At 63.6% G+C, this 19,861-nt stretch carries 18 protein-coding genes; 14 read left to right on the forward strand and 4 right to left on the reverse strand.

Annotated elements, in window-relative coordinates; all coding sequences use genetic code 11:
* The first annotated feature begins 113 nt into the window (after nt 1–113).
* The 6 genes from argC (at nt 114) to CVS27_RS14345 (ending at nt 6,246) form a co-directional block, all read left to right on the forward strand.
* On the forward strand, nt 114–1,160 hold the full coding sequence (gene argC, locus CVS27_RS14320; protein WP_103466461.1) for an N-acetyl-gamma-glutamyl-phosphate reductase: 1,047 nt from the start codon (nt 114–116) through the stop codon (nt 1,158–1,160).
* Nucleotides 1,157–2,326, forward strand: coding sequence for a bifunctional glutamate N-acetyltransferase/amino-acid acetyltransferase ArgJ (gene argJ, locus CVS27_RS14325; protein ID WP_103466463.1), 1,170 nt, complete (start codon nt 1,157–1,159; stop codon nt 2,324–2,326). Before argC ends, argJ begins: the two co-directional genes overlap by 4 nt.
* Before the next feature lie 242 nt (nt 2,327–2,568).
* Nucleotides 2,569–3,465, forward strand: coding sequence for an acetylglutamate kinase (argB, locus tag CVS27_RS14330; protein ID WP_103466465.1), 897 nt, complete (start codon nt 2,569–2,571; stop codon nt 3,463–3,465).
* A complete protein-coding gene (locus tag CVS27_RS14335; RefSeq protein WP_103466466.1) occupies nt 3,465–4,736 on the forward strand; it encodes an acetylornithine transaminase in 1,272 nt (423 codons plus the stop codon). Before argB ends, CVS27_RS14335 begins: the two co-directional genes overlap by 1 nt.
* Before the next feature lie 2 nt (nt 4,737–4,738).
* Nucleotides 4,739–5,707, forward strand: a complete 969-nt coding sequence (argF, locus tag CVS27_RS14340) for an ornithine carbamoyltransferase (RefSeq protein ID WP_103466468.1) — start codon at nt 4,739–4,741, stop codon at nt 5,705–5,707.
* A 2-nt stretch (nt 5,708–5,709) separates the two neighbouring features.
* Nucleotides 5,710–6,246, forward strand: coding sequence for an arginine repressor (locus CVS27_RS14345; protein WP_103466470.1), 537 nt, complete (start codon nt 5,710–5,712; stop codon nt 6,244–6,246).
* Between the two features lie 83 nt (nt 6,247–6,329).
* Here CVS27_RS14345 and CVS27_RS14350 read toward each other — a convergent pair whose 3' ends face one another.
* Nucleotides 6,330–7,796 carry an aminopeptidase P family protein gene (locus CVS27_RS14350; protein ID WP_103466471.1) on the reverse strand — a complete coding sequence of 489 codons (1,467 nt, stop codon included), beginning with the start codon at nt 7,794–7,796 and terminating at the stop codon, nt 6,330–6,332.
* A gap of 265 nt (nt 7,797–8,061) precedes the next feature.
* On the opposite strand from CVS27_RS14350, the gene CVS27_RS14355 reads away from it, so the two are divergent.
* The 4 genes from CVS27_RS14355 to CVS27_RS14370 all read left to right on the forward strand — a co-directional run bounded on the left by CVS27_RS14355 (nt 8,062) and on the right by CVS27_RS14370 (nt 12,634).
* Nucleotides 8,062–9,267, forward strand: a complete 1,206-nt coding sequence (locus CVS27_RS14355; protein ID WP_103466472.1) for an argininosuccinate synthase — start codon at nt 8,062–8,064, stop codon at nt 9,265–9,267.
* A gap of 2 nt (nt 9,268–9,269) precedes the next feature.
* Nucleotides 9,270–10,685: an argininosuccinate lyase gene (argH, locus tag CVS27_RS14360; protein WP_103466473.1), complete on the forward strand. Its 1,416-nt coding sequence runs from the start codon at nt 9,270–9,272 to the stop codon at nt 10,683–10,685.
* Between the two features lie 138 nt (nt 10,686–10,823).
* On the forward strand, nt 10,824–11,558 hold the full coding sequence (locus tag CVS27_RS14365; RefSeq protein WP_103466499.1) for a maleylpyruvate isomerase family mycothiol-dependent enzyme: 735 nt from the start codon (nt 10,824–10,826) through the stop codon (nt 11,556–11,558).
* Between the two features lie 143 nt (nt 11,559–11,701).
* Nucleotides 11,702–12,634 carry a hypothetical protein gene (locus CVS27_RS14370; RefSeq protein WP_103466474.1) on the forward strand — a complete coding sequence of 311 codons (933 nt, stop codon included), beginning with the start codon at nt 11,702–11,704 and terminating at the stop codon, nt 12,632–12,634.
* Between the two features lie 54 nt (nt 12,635–12,688).
* On the opposite strand, the gene CVS27_RS14375 is transcribed toward CVS27_RS14370, so the two are convergent.
* Nucleotides 12,689–13,573 carry a DNA-3-methyladenine glycosylase family protein gene (locus CVS27_RS14375; RefSeq protein WP_103466475.1) on the reverse strand — a complete coding sequence of 295 codons (885 nt, stop codon included), beginning with the start codon at nt 13,571–13,573 and terminating at the stop codon, nt 12,689–12,691.
* Between the two features lie 55 nt (nt 13,574–13,628).
* Between CVS27_RS14375 and CVS27_RS14380 the strand changes: the two genes are divergently transcribed.
* Entirely contained in the window at nt 13,629–14,294 is a 666-nt protein-coding gene (locus CVS27_RS14380) for a DNA-3-methyladenine glycosylase (RefSeq protein WP_103466476.1), read from the forward strand.
* Here CVS27_RS14380 and CVS27_RS14385 read toward each other — a convergent pair.
* Nucleotides 14,233–14,892: a GNAT family N-acetyltransferase gene (locus CVS27_RS14385; RefSeq protein ID WP_165788313.1), complete on the reverse strand. Its 660-nt coding sequence runs from the start codon at nt 14,890–14,892 to the stop codon at nt 14,233–14,235. The genes CVS27_RS14380 and CVS27_RS14385 overlap by 62 nt on opposite strands.
* Before the next feature lie 136 nt (nt 14,893–15,028).
* Between CVS27_RS14385 and CVS27_RS14390 the strand changes: the two genes are divergently transcribed.
* The 3 genes from CVS27_RS14390 (at nt 15,029) to tyrS (ending at nt 19,399) form a co-directional block, all read left to right on the forward strand.
* Nucleotides 15,029–15,532, forward strand: coding sequence for an adenine phosphoribosyltransferase (locus CVS27_RS14390; protein WP_103466501.1), 504 nt, complete (start codon nt 15,029–15,031; stop codon nt 15,530–15,532).
* Between the two features lie 169 nt (nt 15,533–15,701).
* Entirely contained in the window at nt 15,702–17,942 is a 2,241-nt protein-coding gene (locus tag CVS27_RS14395; protein ID WP_103466478.1) for a HelD family protein, read from the forward strand.
* Nucleotides 17,943–18,088: 146 nt separating this feature from the next.
* On the forward strand, nt 18,089–19,399 hold the full coding sequence (gene tyrS / locus CVS27_RS14400) for a tyrosine--tRNA ligase (protein WP_103466479.1): 1,311 nt from the start codon (nt 18,089–18,091) through the stop codon (nt 19,397–19,399).
* A gap of 122 nt (nt 19,400–19,521) precedes the next feature.
* Here tyrS and CVS27_RS21045 read toward each other — a convergent pair.
* Nucleotides 19,522–19,861: hypothetical protein (locus CVS27_RS21045; protein WP_207767536.1), on the reverse strand; the 340-nt coding region annotated here is incomplete at its 5' end.

Raw genomic sequence — 19,861 nt, forward strand, 5'->3', positions numbered from 1 at the left:
TTCGCAAGAAAGCAATTCCTCCCTGATCATCATAGAACCGACTGCTGAAAGGGAAATCAAACGACATGCATAAATATCGGTGATAGTGAATAGTTCTGCTGTATAGTCGACATATGACAATTTCTGTAGCCGTCTCAGGAGCCAGCGGATATGCCGGGGGAGAGGTGCTGCGCCTGCTGGCCAGCCACCCCGATGTGAGCATTGGGGCCATCACGGCCCACAGCAACGCAGGTGCCCGGCTGGGTTCTCTGGCTCCCCATCTGCACGCCCTGGCCGACCGCATCCTGGTGGACACAACAGTTGAGAACCTCTCAGGGCACGACGTCGTCTTCCTGGCACTGCCGCACGGCGCCTCCGCGGCCATCGCGGCGCAGCTTCCCGCCGACACCTTGGTGATCGACGCCGGAGCCGACCACCGTCTGGAAGATTCCACAGCGTGGGAAAAGTTCTACGGGTCTGCCCACGCCGGCACCTGGCCCTACGGCCTGCCCGAACTGCCCGGCCACCGGGAAAGGATCCGCGGATCCAAGCGCATTGCCGTTCCCGGCTGCTACCCCACGAGCTCCCTGCTGGCCCTGATGCCCGGCTTCGCCGCCAACGCACTGGCCCCTGATGACGTGGTCATTGTTGCAGCCTCGGGCACCTCGGGTGCGGGAAAGGCAGCCAAGATCAACTTGATCGGCTCGGAAGTCATGGGTTCCATGAGCCCCTATGGCGTGGGTGGCGGGCACCGGCACACCCCTGAAATTGAGCAGGGCCTTTCCGCCGCATCCGGACTGGATGTGCGCGTTTCCTTCACACCCACTCTGGCGCCCATGAGCCGCGGCATCCTCACCACCGCCACGGCAAAGGTCTCCGCAGAGATCGCGGCCCTTGAAGACCCCGCCTCGGCATTGCGCCAAATCTGGGTGGAAGCCTACGAGGATGAACCCTTTGTGCATGTCCTCCCGGAGGGACAGTGGCCCTCCACCAAGTCCGTGCAGGGCTCCAACTATGCGGCCATGCAAATCGCCTACGACGCCCACGTCAACCGTGTGATTGTCTGCTGCGCCATTGACAACTTGACCAAAGGCACCGCCGGCGGCGCAGTACAGTCCATGAACATCGCCCTCGGCCTGGCCGAAACCACGGGCTTGACCTTCCAAGGAGTAGCACCATGAGCGTGACAACTGCACAAGGATTCCGCGCAGCCGGCGTTACTGCCGGGCTGAAGACGTCCGGCAACCCCGACCTGGCTCTGGTCATCAATGACGGTCCCGAGCGCACCGCCGCAGCCGTCTTCACCACCAACCGTGTAGCGGCCGCGCCCATCCACTGGTCCCGCCAGGTCCTGCGCGACGGCCGGGTTGATGCCGTGGTGCTGAACTCCGGTGGCGCCAACGCCTGCACTGGCCCCGAGGGCTTCCAAAACACGCACGCCACCGCCGAGAAAGTCGCGGATATTCTGGGCATCTCCGCCACCGACGTTGCCGTCTGCTCCACCGGATTGATCGGGGAGCAGCTGCCCATGGACAAGATCCTGCCCGGCGTTGAAGCCGCCGCGGCTGCCCTGGTCTCCGACGGCGGAGCTGCCGCCGCCACTGCGATCATGACCACAGACACCGTCCCCAAGCAGGCAGCGTGGACCTCCGAACCCAATGCCGAGGGGCTGAGCTACAGTATTGGCGGCATGGCCAAGGGAGCCGGTATGTTGGCGCCCGGACTGGCCACCATGCTGGTTGTTATCACCACCGACGCCGCGGTTGAGGCTGAAGGGCTCGACGCCGCACTGCGCGACGCCGTCCGTGTCACCTTCAACCGTGCCGACTCCGACGGTTGCATGTCCACCAATGACACCGTTCTCCTCATGGCCTCCGGTGCCTCCACGGCCTTCCCGGACATGGATGAATTCACCGCCGGCCTGACCCAGGTGTGCGCCACCTTAGCCCGCGATTTGATTGCCGATGCCGAGGGCGCAAGCCACGACATCGCCATCACCACCACCAACGCGGACAGCGAACGCGACGCCGAAGTGGTCTCCCGCTCAGTGGCCCGCTCCAACCTGTTCAAGGCAGCCATTTTCGGCAACGACCCCAACTGGGGCCGCGTCCTGGCCTCCGTGGGCACCACCGACGCCGTCTTCGACCCGGACAAGATCAACGTCAGCATCAATGGCATCCAGATCTGCCGCAACGGCTGCATTGGCGACTCCCGCGACCTGGTGGATCTCAGCGGCCGTGAAGTCACCGTGGAGATCGATCTCAACGCAGGCCTGGCCTCCGCCACGATCTGGACCAACGACCTCACGCACGCGTACGTCGAAGAAAACAGCGCCTACTCCTCGTAACCGCTTGGCCGTCGGCTGTGGTTGGGCTCGGCGGCGGACCGGCATTCCCTCGGCGACTATCCGACCGACGGCCGCGGGCGGCCTTACGGTCTCCTTTACGTCGCCTACAAAAAATGCCGGCTCCGCCACCTAGAATGCACGGTCGCCTTGGGTGCCACGAGAGTTGGGAACGCCGCGGAGGTCCGCCGGGAGGCTCACCGCAGGGATCAGTGAAGTACACAACAGGATTGAAGGAAAACATGATGGGTTCGGTGGCTACAGCGCAGGGCAAGGCTGGCACCTTAATTGAGGCCTTGCCGTGGATTCAGCAGTTTGCTGACACGGTGGTGGTGGTCAAGTACGGCGGCAACGCCATGATCAACGATGAGCTGCGCCGTGCCTTCGCCGAGGACATTGTGTTCATGCACCATGTGGGAATCAAGCCCGTGGTGGTTCACGGTGGTGGGCCGCAGATCAACGCCATGCTCAAGCGCCTGGATATCAAGAGCGAGTTCAAGGGCGGGCTGCGCGTCACCACACCTGAGGCCATGGAAGTTGTCAGGATGGTTCTGACAGGCCAGGTGGGCCGCGAACTGGTGGGCCTGATCAACGAGCACGGCGCCTATGCCGTGGGACTCTCCGGCGAGGACGGCGCGCTGTTGCAGGCTGAGCGGACGGGCACCATTGTGGACGGCCTGCCCGTTGACTTGGGTCTAGTGGGCGAGGTGGTGGGGGTAAACCCCGGCGCCATCTTGGACCTGCTGGAGGCCGGCCGGATCCCGGTGATCTCCACCGTTGCCCCCGAACTGGGGGACCCCTCAACCGTACTCAACGTCAACGCAGACACTGCCGCGGCAGCCCTGGCCATCGCCTTGCAGGCCTCGCGCCTGGTGATCCTGACCGACGTCGAAGGTCTCTATGCGAACTGGCCGGACAAGTCCTCGCTGCTCAGCGAGCTCAGCGCCAACGACCTGCGTGAGATGCTGCCCCGGCTGGAATCGGGCATGATCCCCAAGATGGGTGCCTGCCTGGCGGCCGTGGACGGAGGAGTGGAACGCGCAGCAGTGGTGGACGGGCGCAGCGCCCACTCGGTGCTGCTGGAACTGATGACATTTGAAGGCAACGGGACCCAAATTTTCCCGGATGAGGATGAGAAATAATGACTGAGGACAAGCAGACAGCAGATCTGCGCAACGCAAACGCTGCGGCCGTCACCGGCACCGGGACCAGCGCCCAGTGGCTGGCCCGCTACAGCGACTCCCTCATGGGCGTCTTTGGCAGCCCCCAGCGGGTGCTGGTGCGCGGCGCCGGCGCCCTGGTCTGGGACGCCGACGGCAAGGAATACCTGGACCTGCTCGGCGGCATCGCCGTCAACGCGCTGGGCCACGCCCACCCCTTTGTCACCTCGGTCATCACCAGCCAGCTTGCCACACTGGGCCACGTCTCCAACTTCTTCACCAGCCCCACCCAGATTGCCCTGGCTGAAAAGCTGCTCCAACTGAGCCAGGCGCCGGAGGGTTCCAAGGTCTTCTTCGCCAACTCCGGCACCGAGGCCAACGAGGCAGCGTTCAAGCTGGCCCGCGCCCATGGCGGTGCGGCCCGCCCCACCATTTTGGCGCTCGAGGGCGGCTTCCACGGCCGCACCATGGGAGCTTTGGCCATGACGGCCAAGCAGGCGTACCGGGAACCGTTTGAGCCCATGCCGGCAGGTGTGCGCCATATTGCCTTTGACGACGTTGACGCCCTGCGCGATGCCATGGATGGGACGGTTGCCGCGCTGGTTATCGAACCCATCCAGGGCGAGGCCGGCGTCCGTCCGCTCTCCGCCGAGTACTTGCAGGCTGCCCGGGAACTGACACGCGAACACGGTGCGCTGTTGATTCTGGACGAGGTCCAGACAGGTGTTGGCCGCACGGGCGATTGGTTCGCCGGCATCGCCGCGGGCATCACCCCCGACGCCATGACCCTGGCCAAAGGTTTGGGTGGCGGGTTCCCCATCGGTGCCATCATCACCTTCGGCGAAGGCCCCTCACAGCTCCTCAGCGCCGGCCAGCACGGCACAACCTTTGGCGGGAACCCCGTGGCAACCGCCGCGGCCCTGGCCACCTTGCACGTATTGGAGTCCGCGCAGGTGCTGGCCAATGTGCGCACTGTCAGCGAAATCTTCGCCCAGGGCATTGCCCCGGTCGACGGCGTCACTGAGGTCCGCGCCTTTGGCCTGCTGATCGGTTTTGACCTGGCAGCACCAGTGGCTGCCGGTGTTGTCAGTGCCGCGCTTGATGCTGGATTCATTGTCAACGCCCCGCGCCCCAACACCGTCCGTTTGGCCCCGCCACTGAACTTGACCGCCGAGCAGGCCCAGTCATTCATCGCAGCACTGCCGTCGCTGATTGCCACAGCTGTGGCAGCGGCGAATCTGGAAGGAAACTAACCATGACCAGGCATTTCCTCATCGACACTGACCTGAGCCCGGCCGAACAGGCTGAGGTGTTGGAGCTGGCTGCGCTTCTAAAGAAGGCACCGTATTCCAAAAACACGTTTGCAGGTGCTGGATCCGGCGCCCAAACGGTGGCAGTGATCTTTGACAAGACTTCCACCCGCACCCGCGTCTCCTTTGCCGCCGGCATTGCGGCTCTGGGCGGAAACCCTCTGATCATCAACCCGGGTGAGGCCCAGATTGGTCACAAGGAATCCGTGAGCGACACCGCCAAGGTCCTTGAGCGCATGGTTTCCACCATCGTGTGGCGCACCTACAGCCAGGCCGGGCTGGAGGAAATGGCCGCCAACTCCAAGGTGCCCGTCATCAACGCCCTCTCCGATGACTACCACCCGTGCCAGCTTCTCGCTGACCTGCTCACCATCAAGGAGCACAAGGGAAACCTGGCGGGGCTGACCATGACCTACCTGGGGGACAGTGCCAACAACATGGCCAACTCCTACCTGCTGGCAGGGGTCACGGCGGGCATGCACCTGCGCATCACCGGACCGGCAGGGTATTTGCCGGCCGACGCCGTCGTGCAGGCCGCCCAGGAACGTGCCCTGCTCACCGGCGGCTCGGTCCTGATCACCACAGATGTGGCCTCGGCCGTTGCCGGTGCCGACGTGCTGGTCACTGACACGTGGGTTTCCATGGGGCAGGAGGATGAAAAGGCCCAGCGCCTGGAGCTGTTCAAGGATTACGCGCTCGACGACGCAGCGCTGGCCCAGGCGGCGCCCGACGCCATTGTGCTGCATTGCCTGCCCGCCTACCGAGGCTATGAGATCGCGGCCTCCGTCATCGACGGGCCGCAGTCAGTGGTGTGGGATGAGGCGGAGAACCGCCTGCACGCCCAAAAGGCCCTCATGGTCTGGCTGGTGGAAAAGTCCGCAGCCGAAGCCGCCAACAGCGAGGCCGGCAGCTAGCCATGTCCAAATCAACGGCTCCCGGGGCAGGAATGCCGGCCACCAAAATTGCCCGGCAGGCCCGCGTGCAGGCCTTGCTGACCAACCGTGCCGTGCGTTCACAGGCGGAGTTGGCCAGTTTGCTGGCCGACGACGGTTTGGTGGTGGGCCAGGCAACGCTGTCGCGTGACCTCGTGGAGTTGCGGGCCGTGCGGGTGCGCGGCAAGGACGGGGCCTTGATTTATGCGCTGCCCCCGGAGGGCGGGGACCGCAGCGTGCATTCGGCGTCATCGCAGGAGCTGCTGGACACCCGCCTGATCCGCCTGTGCGGGGAGCTGCTGGTGACGGCGGAGTCCTCGGGCAACATTGCCGTGCTGCGGACCCCGCCGGGAGCCGCAAACTTCCTGGCGCTGGCCATTGACCATTCGGTCATGCCGGCCATACTTGGCACCATCGCCGGGGACGACACCGTCATGGTCATCACCCGGGACCCCCTGGGCGGGGCGGACGTGGCCGAGCGGTTCCTGCAGTTCGCGGCGGAATCCGGTTCCGGAGCGTAGGACGGGCAACACCGCTGGTTGAGCTTGTCGAGACTCAGGTTTCGACAAGCTCAACCACCGACCAAGCTCAACCACCGAGCCAACTAGCCGCGCTGCACCGTGGCGACCCATTCCTCAATGCCCGCGGCGGTGATGGGGAGCGCATCGGAGATGACCTCGGAGCCTGTGGGCGTAATGAGGACGTTGTCCTCCAGTCGGACGCCGATGCCGCGCAACTCGGGCGGCAGGGTCAGGTCGTGTTCGTGGAAGTACAGGCCCGGCTCCACGGCCAGCACCATTCCGGGCGCCATGGTGGCACCTTGGTAGTCGTCGTGGCTGGACTGGGCGCAGTCGTGCACGTCAAGGCCCAGGTGGTGGCCCACCCCGCACACCAGGTAACGGCGGTGGTGCTGGCCGGCGGGAGACAGGGCCTCATCCACGGAGACCGGCAGCAGCCCCCAGTCGTTGAGGCCGTTGGCGATGACCTCCATGCTGGCATGGTGGAAGTCGGTCCACGGCCGTCCCGGCCCCACGGCGGCCAGACCCGCCCGGTGCGATTTTTCCACCAGGTCGTGGACCTGGCGCTGGATGGGGCTGAACGTGCCGGACCCTGGGAACGTGCGCGTCACGTCCGCTGTGTAAAAGCTGTTGGCCTCCACCCCCATGTCCAGCAGCACCACCTTGTCCTCCAGGACGGGTCCGTCGCAGCGCACCCAGTGCAGGGTGGGTGCGTGCTTGCCGCTGCCAACGATCGTGGCGTAGCCGACGCCGTTCCCGTGCGTGCGGGCGTGCCTGTCAAAGGTGCCCTGCAGCCAGCGTTCCCCGCCGGCCTTGACGGCTGCGGGGATTTCACCCACGACGGCGGCAAAGCCGGACACTGTGTGGTCCACGGCCTCGCGCAGCTGGGCAATTTCCCAGTCGTCCTTGATCATGCGCAGGACTGCCAGGGCACGTCCCAGGTCGCCGCCGGCATCGATACCGTGGCGGCTGCGCACATCGGAGTCGATGATGCCGGCGGCAAGGGTGCCCGAGCCGGCCCGCATGGCGGCGGTGATGCCGGCGTCGAGCTCGGTCAGGGGCTGCACTTGCAGGGACAGGGCCTGCGCCCAGTCGGAAAAGTCGGGAGCCGAGCCCACCCACATCTCACCGTGGGCTGCGTTGGCGAAGAATTGCGGGTCGCCGGGATAAAACGGCGCCGGAATGAACAGGGTTGCGTCGTGGGATGTGCCGGAGGGGGCCATGACCAGGACGGCACCCTCGATCGCGGCGCCGCTGAGCCAGTAGAAATCCGAATCCGGCCGGAAGTCGTAGTAGGTGTCGTTGGCGCGCACGGGAGCGGTGCCGGCGCCTATCACCAGGGTCTGGCCGGGGAACTGTTCGGAGAGGCGGGAGCGGTGGTGCCCGGCAGCTGTGGCGGCGCCTGCCACCACGGGCGGGGTCCTGTCCGGTGTGCCCCAGCCCTGGCCCATGTACTCGATGAAGGCCGGCACCTTGGCCAGTTTCGGCGGGCGCCGGTCCTCCAGGCCCGGGACCGGCACGGCGGGGGCGGGTGGTGCAATATGTTCTGTCATTGTGGAATTTCCTCTACCGGTCGCGGCTGGTGGCGGCCCCATGCCACAATGGCATGAGGTTGCGTCTTTTGCCTCCATCTTCCCCCGGAATTTGCTTGCATCGCCAGTTCGCCGGCTGCCCGCTTGCGGGGCGGGTGCGGCGCCAATGACGGGCGGGGCGGCGCGCTGTGAATATCTTTTAGTGAGAATGCATAACCATGCATTATGCTTTGAAGTAACGCGAAACAACACTCTGACGAGTTGTACAAAATAGGGAGACACGAACGTGACTGAACGCATTGTATTGGCCTACTCCGGCGGCCTCGACACCTCCGTAGCCATCGGCTGGATCGGCGAAGCAACAGGGGCCGAAGTTATCGCCGTTGCTGTTGACGTTGGACAGGGTGGCGAGTCCCTGGAGGACATCCGCCAGCGCGCCCTGGGCTGTGGCGCCGTGGAAGCCTACGTTGCAGATGCTCGCGACGAATTCGCCAATGAGTACGCCATGCCCACCTTGAAGGCCAACGCCCTCTACCAGGGTCACTATCCCTTGGTTTCGGCCATCTCCCGCCCCGTGATCGTCAAGCACCTGGTCAAGGCCGCCCGCGAGTTCGGCGCCACCACGGTAGCCCACGGCTGCACCGGCAAGGGCAACGACCAGGTCCGCTTTGAAGTGGGCATCCAGACTCTGGGCCCGGACCTGAAGTGCATTGCACCGGTCCGTGACTTGGCCCTGACCCGCGACAAGGCCATTGCCTACGCCGAGGCCAACAACCTGCCGATCGAAACCACCAAGAAGAACCCGTACTCCATTGACCAGAACGTCTGGGGCCGCGCCGTCGAAACCGGCTACCTCGAAGACATCTGGAACGCCCCCACCAAGGACATTTACGACTACACGGCCACCCCGGAATTCCCGCCGGCACCGGACGAGGTCATCATCTCCTTCCACCAGGGTGTCCCCGTTGCCATTGATGGCATCAAGGTTTCCCCGCTGCAGGCCATCCAGGAACTGAACCGCCGCGCCGGCGCACAGGGTGTTGGCCGGATCGACGTCGTTGAGGACCGCCTGGTAGGCATCAAGAGCCGCGAAATCTACGAGGCCCCTGGCGCCATGGCCCTGATCACCGCGCACAAGCACCTCGAGGACATCACGCTTGAGCGTGAGCAGGCCCGTTTCAAGGCAACTGTGAGCCAGCGCTGGGCCGAGCTGGTCTACGACGGCCAGTGGTTCTCCCCGCTGAAGCGTTCCTTGGACGCCTTCATCGAAGACACCCAGAAATACGTGTCCGGTGACATCCGCATGACCCTGCACGGTGGCCAGGCCATCGTCAACGGCCGCCGTTCCGAGACGTCCCTTTACGACTTTGACCTGGCCACCTACGACACCGGCGATACCTTCGACCAGTCACAGGCCAAGGGCTTCATCGAGCTGTGGGGCATGTCCTCCAAGGTTGCCTCAACCCGCGACCAGCGCGTTCTGGGTCTGTAACCATGGCCCATGGTACGAACGAGGGTGCGCTGTGGGGTGGCCGTTTTCAGGGCGGCCCCGCAGACGCCTTGGCGGCACTGAGCAAGTCAACACACTTTGACTGGCGCCTGGCACTGTATGACATTGCCGGCTCCAAGGCCCATGCCCGTGTTTTGAACACGGCAGGCCTGCTCGACGCCGATGAACTGGCGGGCATGCTCAAGGCGCTCGAGGAGCTCGAAGCGGATGTGAAGTCCGGCGCCTACGGCCCGGCCGACTCCGACGAGGACGTGCACGGTTCCCTGGAACGCGGCCTGATTGAGCGTGCGGGAACGGCTCTGGGCGGCAAGCTCCGTGCCGGCCGTTCACGCAACGACCAGATCGCTACGCTGGGGCGCATGTACCTCCGCGACCACGCCAGAATCATTGCTGCAGGGGTTCTCTCCGTGGTTGATGCCCTGGTGGAGCAGGCCAAGGCACACCACGGTGTTGCCATGCCGGGGCGCACGCATCTCCAGCACGCCCAGCCCATCCTGCTGAGCCACCATTTGCTGGCCCACGCCTGGGCGCTATTGCGTGATGTGCAGCGCCTGGTCGACTGGGACAAGCGTGCAGCGGTTTCGCCTTACGGTTCAGGTGCCTTGGCCGGTTCCTCCCTGGGACTTGACCCGAACGCCGTCGCACTTGAGCTGGGCTTTGACTCGGCAGCCTGGAACTCCATTGATGGCACCGCCTCCCGCGACGTCTTTGCCGAGTTCGCATGGGTCTGCGCCATGATCGGCGTGGACTTGTCCCGGATCTCCGAGGAAGTCATCCTGTGGGCCACCAAGGAATTCTCCTTTGTGACCTTGCATGATTCCTACTCCACGGGATCCTCGATCATGCCGCAGAAGAAGAACCCGGATGTGGCTGAGCTGGCCCGCGGCAAGGCGGGGCGCCTCATTGGCGACCTGACTGGCCTGCTGGCAACTCTCAAGGGCTTGCCCCTTGCGTACAACAGGGATCTGCAGGAGGACAAGGAGCCCGTCTTTGACGCCGCTGACACCCTTGAGCTCTTGCTCCCTGCCGTTTCAGGCATGATGGCCACATTGGTGTTCAACACCGAGCGCATGGAGTCACTGGCTCCGCAGGGCTTTGCCTTGGCAACCGACATTGCCGAATGGCTTGTCCGCCAGGGTGTGCCGTTCCGCGATGCCCACGAACTCTCCGGCGCTGCTGTGAAGCTTGCCGAAGGCCGGGGTGTGGAACTGTGGGACCTCAGCGATGCCGAGTATGCGGGCATTTCTGCGCACCTCACACCCGAGGTCCGTACGGTCCTGAGCACCAACGGTTCGTTGAACAGCCGCAATGCCCAGGGCGGCACCGCCCCCTCGGCCGTGTTGGCGCAGCTGGCGGCCCTTGAGGGGCAGCTGGGCGAGGTCAGGTCCTTCCTGGCCTGACCGGCGTCGCACTTCTCAACCGAGCATGAGGAAATGCCCGTATCCATGGTGGATGCGGGCATTTCCTGCTTTAGCGCATTTCGGCCTCCCACACCTCGCAAGCTCGGCGCGGGACCCTCGGCCGCTATGCTGGGGGGCATGACTGATATTTCTAATGCGCAGCTCATGGACCGTCTCAAAGCTGCGGCGGACACGGTGAGCGCAAAGTTGGCGGACTTGAGCGACGACGACGTCCTGGTCCCCACCGATTTGCCCGGGTGGACCCGCGGCCACGTTTTGGCGCATATTGCCCATGTTTCCAATGCCGTGGCACGCCAGGTTGAGTACGCCCTGCGCGGTGAGCTGATTGATTTTTACGACGGCGGCCAGGGCGGGCGGACGCAGGCCATCGAGATGAACGCCGGGCATTCAGCAGAACTGCACCGGGAGTACATCGCCGCCGGGTTCACGCGAGCCCTGGGCGTGCTTGACGGCCTGGACAACGCCCAGTGGGATTTGCCCATCAGCTACCGCAACGGCGTGGTGCGTGACGGCGCCTTGGCGTACTGGCGTGAACTGGTCATCCACTTGGCAGATCTGCAGTTGGGACGCGGGCCCGAGACCTGGTCCAAGGAGTTCTGCCTGTACCTGATCGATTTCCTCAGCGCCAGGGTGCCCGACTCGATCCAGTTGAAGCTGCTGCCGCTGGCGTTGCCGCCCATGACCGTGGGGACGGGGTCGAACACCGTGTCCGTCTCCGGCATGCTGACGGACATCACCGCCTGGCTGTCCGGGCGCACACCCACCATGGGTTCGCTGCGTGCAGAAGCTGCCGCGGATTCGGTGGAACTGCCGGTCCTGCTGCCCTGGCCCTCGGCGTTCCCCGCCAAATAGCCCCACCCTGCTGCCTCGCGAACGGGCAGTAGTTGCTGATGTTTTCCGAAAACATCAACAACTACTGCCCGTTCGATTTTTACGCAGCGGAAGTTGCCTGTGGATAACCGAGAATCGGCCACTTTCCTGCGAAACAATTGGATATGCGCCGAATCCAGCTGCCGCAGCACCTGTACGGAAGATCGTTCACTACCCGCGCTTCCTCCGAAGCAGGGCTGTCGCCGGCGCGCACCCGCGCAAGCGATTTGATCCGTGTCTCGAGAGGCATCCTGGTCCCCGCCGGTGTGCCGCTTCAGGGCGCCGCAGCCCTGGCGGCCTACACCGAGGCCAATCCGCTGAGCGTTCTGAGTCACCTATCGGCCGCGCAGCTGTGGAGGATTCCACTGCCGCCCGGGCCCGCCAACGACTGGCGCATCCATCTGGCCAATCCACCCACGGTGGGCGCTCCCAGAAGGGTCAATGTGGTGGGGCACCGGCTGGCGCTTGCCGACGGTGAAATCTGGGAGCTCGACGGCGTCCGTCTCACCAGTCCGGCGCGAACGTGGTTGGACCTCGCCGCATGCCTGTCCCTGAAGGATCTGGTGGCGGCCGGTGATTTTCTGGTGTGCAGCCACGGGCCTGATTTTCCCGTGCCACGGGAGGCGATGTGCCGCGTGGCCGAGCTGGTTCAGGTGGTTGCCCGGCATCACGGCGGTAGGGGCCTGCGCAACGCCCGGCTTGCCCTGGAATTGATTCGCGTTGGCGCCGATTCGCCGCCGGAGACCCTCATGCGACTGGCCCTGGTGGATGCAGGTTTGCCGGAGCCGGAGCTGAATGTTGTGGTGCGCGATCCGGCCGGCCGGCCGCTGATATGGCCCGACGGCGCCTACCGCCAGTACCGGATCAGCCTGCAATACGACGGCGGCCACCACAACACCCCGGACCAGTACTTGCGCGATATCCGCCGTCTGGAGACCAGCCGAGCCCTTGGATGGGAAGAAATCCGAGTATCCCTTGACGACCTCCGTGGCGACAAGCCTGCGGTGGTTCGAAAGGTTGCCGACGCCTTACGCGCCCGGGGCTGGCGCCCCCGCTGACCCTCGCCTGCCGAACGGGCAGTAGTTGTTGATGTTGACGCGAAACATCAACAACTACTGCCCGTTCGGCAGGCTGGCGGCACGCCACAGGTGCAAGGTTGCGTAGGACCGCCACGGCCGCAACGGTTCTGCCATGCGCGCCAGCTCGGCCGCCTTGATGGTGCGGGCTTGAGCGAGAGTGTCTCCGCGCAGCAGCCCGTAGCCGTTACGGACGGCAGAGTCGCCGGGCAGGAAAATGTCGTTGCTGGCGAGCACCCGCATCGCCACATAGCCCACCGTCCAAGGGCCGATGCCGGGGATGGGGAGCAACTTCTCGGCTAAGGAATCCTGCGTATCCACGGGGCCGAGCTGCAGAGAACCCTCTGCCAGCATCCGGGCCACGGCAACGATGGAGTCGATCCGGCGTTGCGGGCCGCGCAGGATGTCCCTGCCACCGGCCGCTAGCTCAGGTGGCGTGGGGAAGAAATGGGTCATTGAACCATGCGCCAGGCGGCTTGGCGTGCTTAGTGCCACCAGCTGGTTGAGAGCCGTGCGAGCTGCTGCCACGGTGATCTGCTGGCCCACCATTGCCCGTATCAAGATCTCCGCCGGGTCCACACAGCCGGGAAGCCGGATCCCGGGCAGCAAGGCAATCCGCCCAGCCAGCAAGGGATGGGTGCCCAAAGCCGCATCGGCGGCCAGAGGGTCGTGGTCCAGGTTGAACAAATGCCGCACCTTGCTGAGCAAGATGGGTGCGTCCGCGGGATCCTCGAGCGCATGGTCCAGCCACAAGGCACTGCCATCCCACGCAACATGGAACCAGCCGTGGCCGCCGGGCAACAGCAAGGTACGCGCGTAACTGCAGGAATCGGCCTCCTCAACGCCCGCCACGGCGCGGGCTGCCAGGAAGTCAAAGATGCCCGGCTCAAACGGGGGAGTGAATTCCAATGCAACGGCCATAAAAACATCCTCCCATGCCAATTCGCCGGCGGCGGCACCCTGCTAGCGTGGGTCCATGAGCACGCCCATGGACCTCCTTGAACTCCTCCAAAGACCTGCCACGGAGGTGGCGCCCTACCTGCTGGGCGCCTTGGTGAGGCATGAAAGTCCGCAAGGGCCCGTCGTCGTCCGGCTGAGCGAGGTGGAAGCCTATTTGGGCCCGGCGGATTCAGCAGATCCGGACCCGGGGGCGCACAGTTACCGGGGCAAGACCAACCGCAACGCCGTCATGTTCGGCCCGCCCGGACACCTCTATGTGTACTTCACGTACGGCATGCACTTTTGCGCCAATCTGGTGTGCTGCCCGGAGGGGACATCCTCCGGATGCCTCATGCGGGCAGGTGAAATCGTTGAGGGCCTGGAGTTGGCACGCTCGCGCCGCCCCACCGCCAAGAACGACGCCGAGCTGGCGCGGGGCCCAGCCCGGCTCGCCAAAGCCATGGGATTTGGTCGCGAACACAACGGTTTGGGTGCGCTCCAGGGCGAAGTCTCGGTGACCTTGCCGGACACGCCCGCCAAAAATGTCATGTCCGGCCCGCGGGTGGGCATCAGCGGGCCCGGAGGTACCGCTGACTACCCGTGGCGGTTCTGGATCGACGGCGATCCCACCGTCTCGGCGTTCAAGCCGGGAGTGGTGCGCACTCCGCGTCGGCCCGCGCCAATTGCTCCGAGAACTCAATAAGTTCCGTCACCTCAGGCAGCAGATCCGCGGGGGTGAGCCGGTGAACCAAGCCCGAGCGCGACGCCGGCCACTCGTGTTCCAGGAGTGAGTACACGCTGGTGTCAACGCGGGAGCCGTCATGGCCGTGCCGGTATCCGCGCAGCACACCTTCCAACGTGGCGCCCAGCTTCACAATGGCGGCGGCGCTGCGCACATTGCGCACATCGCAGCGCAACGTGACCCGGTGCACTAGAAGTTCCTCAAAGGCAAAGGTCAGCAGCGCCAGTTTCGAGGACGCATTGACGTTGCGGCCCCAGTAGCTGCGGCCAAAAAATGTCATGCCCAATTCAACCCGTGACTGCTCTGGCACAAAGTCGTAGAGGCTGGTGGTACCCGCCACGGTGCCGGTCTCATCATCAATCACGGCAAAGGCAATGATGGAAGGATCGGCAATCCGGGTGGCAAAGAGCCTTTCCAGGGCACGCTTGGACGTTGGCCGTTCCGAGGCCATCCCTGCCCACATGTCTACATCAATGTAGGGGTACAAATCTGCCGCGTGACGACGCCGTAACGGCACAAGCCGGACACCGTGTCCGGGGAGTGAAATGTTGTGTTGCACGGAAGATATATAAGCACCTTTTTGGGCATCCGAAAAGCCCCTTTTTTCAAGGCTGTACCGTAGAGCTGTGAACCAGAATTTCAACACCCCTGCCCAGAGCCCCAAAAACCCCGAAAACACGGGAGTTGCAGCCACTATCAACGGCCTCTGCGCCACCGTCGTGGACTACCCTTCGGAGGGAATTGTTTTCAAAGATTTAACCCCCGTGTTTGCTGACGGTGCGGCCCTGAAAGAGGTGGTGGATGCCATCGTGGAAAAATTCGCCGGGACGTTCGACGCCGTGGCCGGAGTGGAGGCCCGCGGCTTCCTGCTGGCAGCTGCCGCAGCCTACGCCACAGGAACCGGTGTCATCACCATCCGCAAGGCCGGAAAACTGCCCCGCGAGGTGTACGCGCAGAACTATTCACTTGAGTACGGTGAGGCGACCTTGGAACTGCACCAAGATGACGTTCCTGCTGGCACGCGTGTGTTAATTCTCGACGACGTGCTCGCTACGGGAGGCACACTGGGCGCCGCTGCTGCCTTGCTTGAGCGCACAGGTGCCCACGTGGCCGGCATCGGCGTGGTGCTCGAAATTGATGCCCTGCCGGGCCGGGCAAATCTGGCGGCCCACAACGTGGTGTCCCTGCTGCACGTCTAACCCACCCCCAAAAAAGGTGCAGGGCCGGCCGTGCTGGCAAGCCCGTACTAGGGCCCGTACTAGAAAAAACTGTGCGTTTCTGCTCACAGCTGCCAGCACCGGAGCGTCCCACGGGATAGACTAGACGGTCCGCCTTTTGGCGGTATGCCTTACATTTCAGGAGTCTTGCATGTATGACCACGAGTTGGCCCAGGAACGTAACTATGTTGACGGTCTCTACTCCCGCTTGGACGAACTTCGAGCCGAAAAAGTAGAGCAATTGGCGGACGTGCGCCGTGCCAAATCCATGGGCACGCACCAGAACCGCTCCGAACGCGACGCTTTTGCCACCCTCTATGAGAACCGTCTGGCGCAGCTGAACGCAGTGGATGACAAGCTGGTGTTTGGCCGCCTCGACCTGGAATCGGGCGAGAACCGCTACATTGGCCGCATTGGGCTCTCCACTGCGGATCTGCGCCAGCTCATGGTTGACTGGCGTGCTCCTGAAGCCGGCACTTTCTACCAGGCCACTGCCTTTGAGCGCATGGGCGTGCGCCGCCGTCGTCATCTCATCCTCCAAGGCCGCAACGTCAAGGCCATCGAGGACGACGTCCTGGACCACACCATGCTGGTCGACGGCGAGCACCTCCAGGGTGAAGGGGCCCTCCTGGCTGCCTTGAATTCCAAGCGCACGGGCCGCATGAATGACATTGTTGGCACCATCCAGTCCGAGCAGGACAGGATTATCCGTTCACCCCTGAGCGGCGCCTTGGTAGTTCAGGGCGGACCGGGCACGGGCAAGACGGCCGTGGCCCTGCACCGTGCCGCGTACCTGCTCTACACGCACCGCGAACGTCTCCAATCGGCCGGCGTGCTGCTGGTGGGCCCCTCCAACGCGTTCATGAAATACATTGAGCGCGTGCTGCCGTCCCTGGGTGAAACCGGTGTAGTCATGGCCAGCCTTGGTCAGTTGCTGCCCGGCATCATCGCCACGGCTCCCGAGACTCCCGAGGTTTCGCTGCTCAAGGGCCGGATCGAGATGACCCAGGTCATTGCCAACGCCGTGGCCAACCGCCAGCGCCTGCCGCACCAGGATGTGAGGCTCGACGTCGAAGGCACCCGTTTGGTGCTCACCGTGCGCCAGGTGCGCCGCGCCAGGGACAGGGCCCGCGCCTTGGGCAAGCCGCACAACGAGGCGCGCGTAACATTCGTCAAGACGCTCCTGGGCGAGTTGACCACCCAACTGCGCGAGCACATCGAGGAAAACAGTGCCGGCAACACGGCCGACAGGTCCTACCTGGCCGACGATGTGCGCGGTTCACGCGACGTCCGGGTCATGCTGAACCTGTGCTGGATGCCCATGAGCCCGCAAAAGCTTGTCCGCGACATGTTCAGCAAGCCCGAAATCCTCAAGGCCGTCACCCCCAACCTCACGGATGCAGAGCGGGCTTTGTTGGCGCGCCCGGCCAATGCGCCATGGAGCGAGTCCGATATTCCGCTGCTCGATGAGGCCGCGGAATTGCTTGGAGACCTGGATGAGACGGGCGGCCGGGCCGAGGCCGCCGCGGATGCACAGCGCAAGCGTGATCTCGTTAACGCTGAAAAGGCCATCTCCAACATGAACCAGCAGTTGGAAGATTCGGGTGTGGATGGCATGCTGACTGCCGAGCAGCTGGCCGACTTCAACGTGGTGGAGGGGGAGCGCCTGAGCAATGCTGAGCGTGCCCTGACCGATCGGACCTGGGCGTACGGCCATGTGGTGGTTGACGAGGCCCAGGAGCTCTCGCCCATGCAATGGCGTCTGTTGGTGCGCCGTTGCCCCGTGAAATCCTTCACCATTGTGGGCGACATTGCCCAGACAAGTTCTGCAGCAGGTGCCATTTCCTGGCAGCAGGCGCTGACCCCGTTCATGGGGGAACGCTGGAACTTGGAAGAACTCAGCGTCAACTACCGCACGCCCATCCAGATCGCCGAGGCAGCGGTGCGGATGGCGAACGCTGCCGGCCAGATTGTGTCAGCCCCCAAGGCCGTGCGCGACGGCGAATGGGAACCTTTGGTTGACCTGGTCTCACCTGACGCTGTGGTGGCGCAGGTCGTAGCCGTCATGGAGGAAGAGTCCACGGCAGTTGCCGGTGGCCTGGTGGCCGTCATTGCCCCCACATCCCTGGTCGCAGAAACCGCCGCCGCGTTGCGCGCCGTGTACGGGCACCGCGTGGGCCACGGAGCAGGTTCCGTGGAACAGAACATTGTGGTCATTGATCCTCATGAGGCCAAGGGCCTGGAATTTGATGGTGTGGTGATTGTGGAACCGGCGGCACTGCTGGCTGGTGCCGGCGGCCGCGTTGGTGACCTTTATGTGGCCATGACGCGCCCCACCCAGCGCCTTCGCCTGATCAGCTCCGAGCCATTGCCAGTAGGAATCGAAAAGTAGCAACGGCCTCTACGCCTGCGGGACCCGTGCTTGAAGCGCGGGTCCCGCAATCATTAAAGGACTGCTGCGCTGTCCTGTGCAGGCACGGCGGGACTCACGGCGGGCACGAATCGAAAGAAACGCCGTCGTACTGGTAATTTTGGAGCGTGTCTTTGCAAACTGAACTCCGCGCCCCCGAGAACGACTCCAGCTTCGCCAATGTTTGGCAGGAGCTCAAGTGGCGAGGCCTGGTCCAGGTCTCCACCGACGAGGCAGCCCTTGAAGAGCTGCTCGCCGGCGAGCCGATCACGTACTATTGTGGCTTCGACCCCACCGCCCCCAGCCTGCACCTGGGCAATCTGGTCCAGCTGCTGACCATGCGTCGCATGCAGTTGGCCGGTCACAAGCCGCTGGGTTTGGTGGGCGGTTCCACTGGTTTGGTGGGGGATCCGCGTCCCACGGCGGAACGCACCATGAACTCAAAAGAGACGGTCTCCGAGTGGGTTGGCTACCTGCAGGGCCAGGTGCAGCGCTTCCTGTCCTTCGAGGGTGAGAATGCGGCCCGCATGGTCAACAACCTCGACTGGACGGCGCCCATGAGCGCCATCGATTTCCTGCGCGACATTGGCAAGTACTTCCGGGTCGGCACCATGATCAAAAAGGACATTGTTGCCTCACGCCTGAACTCGGACGAGGGCATCAGCTACGCCGAATTCAGCTACCAGATCCTGCAGGGCATGGACTACCTGGAACTGTTCCGCCAGTACGGCTGTGTTCTGCAGCAGGGTGGCTCCGATCAGTGGGGCAACCTGACCAGCGGCACAGACCTGATCCGCAAGGTTGAAGGCGCCTCCGTCCACGCGCTGGGCACACCGTTGATCACCAACTCCGATGGCACCAAGTTCGGCAAGAGCGAGGGCAACGCCATCTGGCTCGACGCCGCCATGTGCAGCCCGTTCGACATGTACCAGTTCTGGCTCAACACCGCAGATGCTGATGTGGCGGACCGTCTGAAGGTGTTCACCTTCCTTAGCCGCAAGGAAATCGCTTCCATTGCCGGTGCTGTTGCGCAGAAGCCGCAGGCCCGCGAAGGCCAGCGCACCCTTGCCTTCCAGGTGACGTCCCTGGTGCATGGCGTGGACGCCACCTTAAAGGTTATTGCCGCATCCGCTGCCTTGTTCGGCCAGGGCGAGTTGGCCGAACTGGATCTTGCAACCTTGGAATCGGCAACTCGTGAATTGCCGCGCGCAGCTGCTCCGGCTGCCGGCTTGGGCATTGTTGAACTGCTGGTTGCTTCAGGACTGTCCAAGACGAATTCAGAAGCCCGCCGCACAGTGGGGGAGGGTGGTGCCTACGTGAACAATGCCAAGGTCACCGATCTTGATGCTGTTCTTGGTGCATCCGAGGCATTGCATGGCAAGTACCTGCTGGTGCGCCGCGGCAAGCGCACCCTGGCCATGGTGGAACTCGCAAGCTGACGTTCACCGAACGTTTCACAGGGCCCACGCCCGCAGGGTTCCCTGGCCGAGGTACGAGGCTAGGGTGCGGGTGGGGATGCCCGCCCCCGATTTGCATTGGGGGCGGGCACCAGTGTATTGTTCTATCTGTTGCTTGCACAAGGTTGAGCCGCTTCGAGAGAAGCACCGACTCCCATCTTGCAGGAAACCAAACCAAAAAATTCTTGAACAATACATTCGTCTCTTCGATTCGAATTGTTTATTGAAATATAGGTTTGCAGAATTAATAAAGTGACCACCCGCACAAAATGCGGATTGGACAAATGAATTCTGATGAAATAACATTGAAACATCACGTCGACGAAAACAAATTGTGAAAAACAGTTTGGAATTACTCGAATTGTAATTGTTGTTTGAGAACTCAATAGTGTGCCAAGTTTTATTGATACCAATTTATTTATATTGAATTGGTTATTTGGTTTT

Origin of the sequence: Arthrobacter glacialis (assembly GCF_002909445.1) — a bacterium.
GTDB lineage: Bacteria > Actinomycetota > Actinomycetes > Actinomycetales > Micrococcaceae > Specibacter > Specibacter glacialis.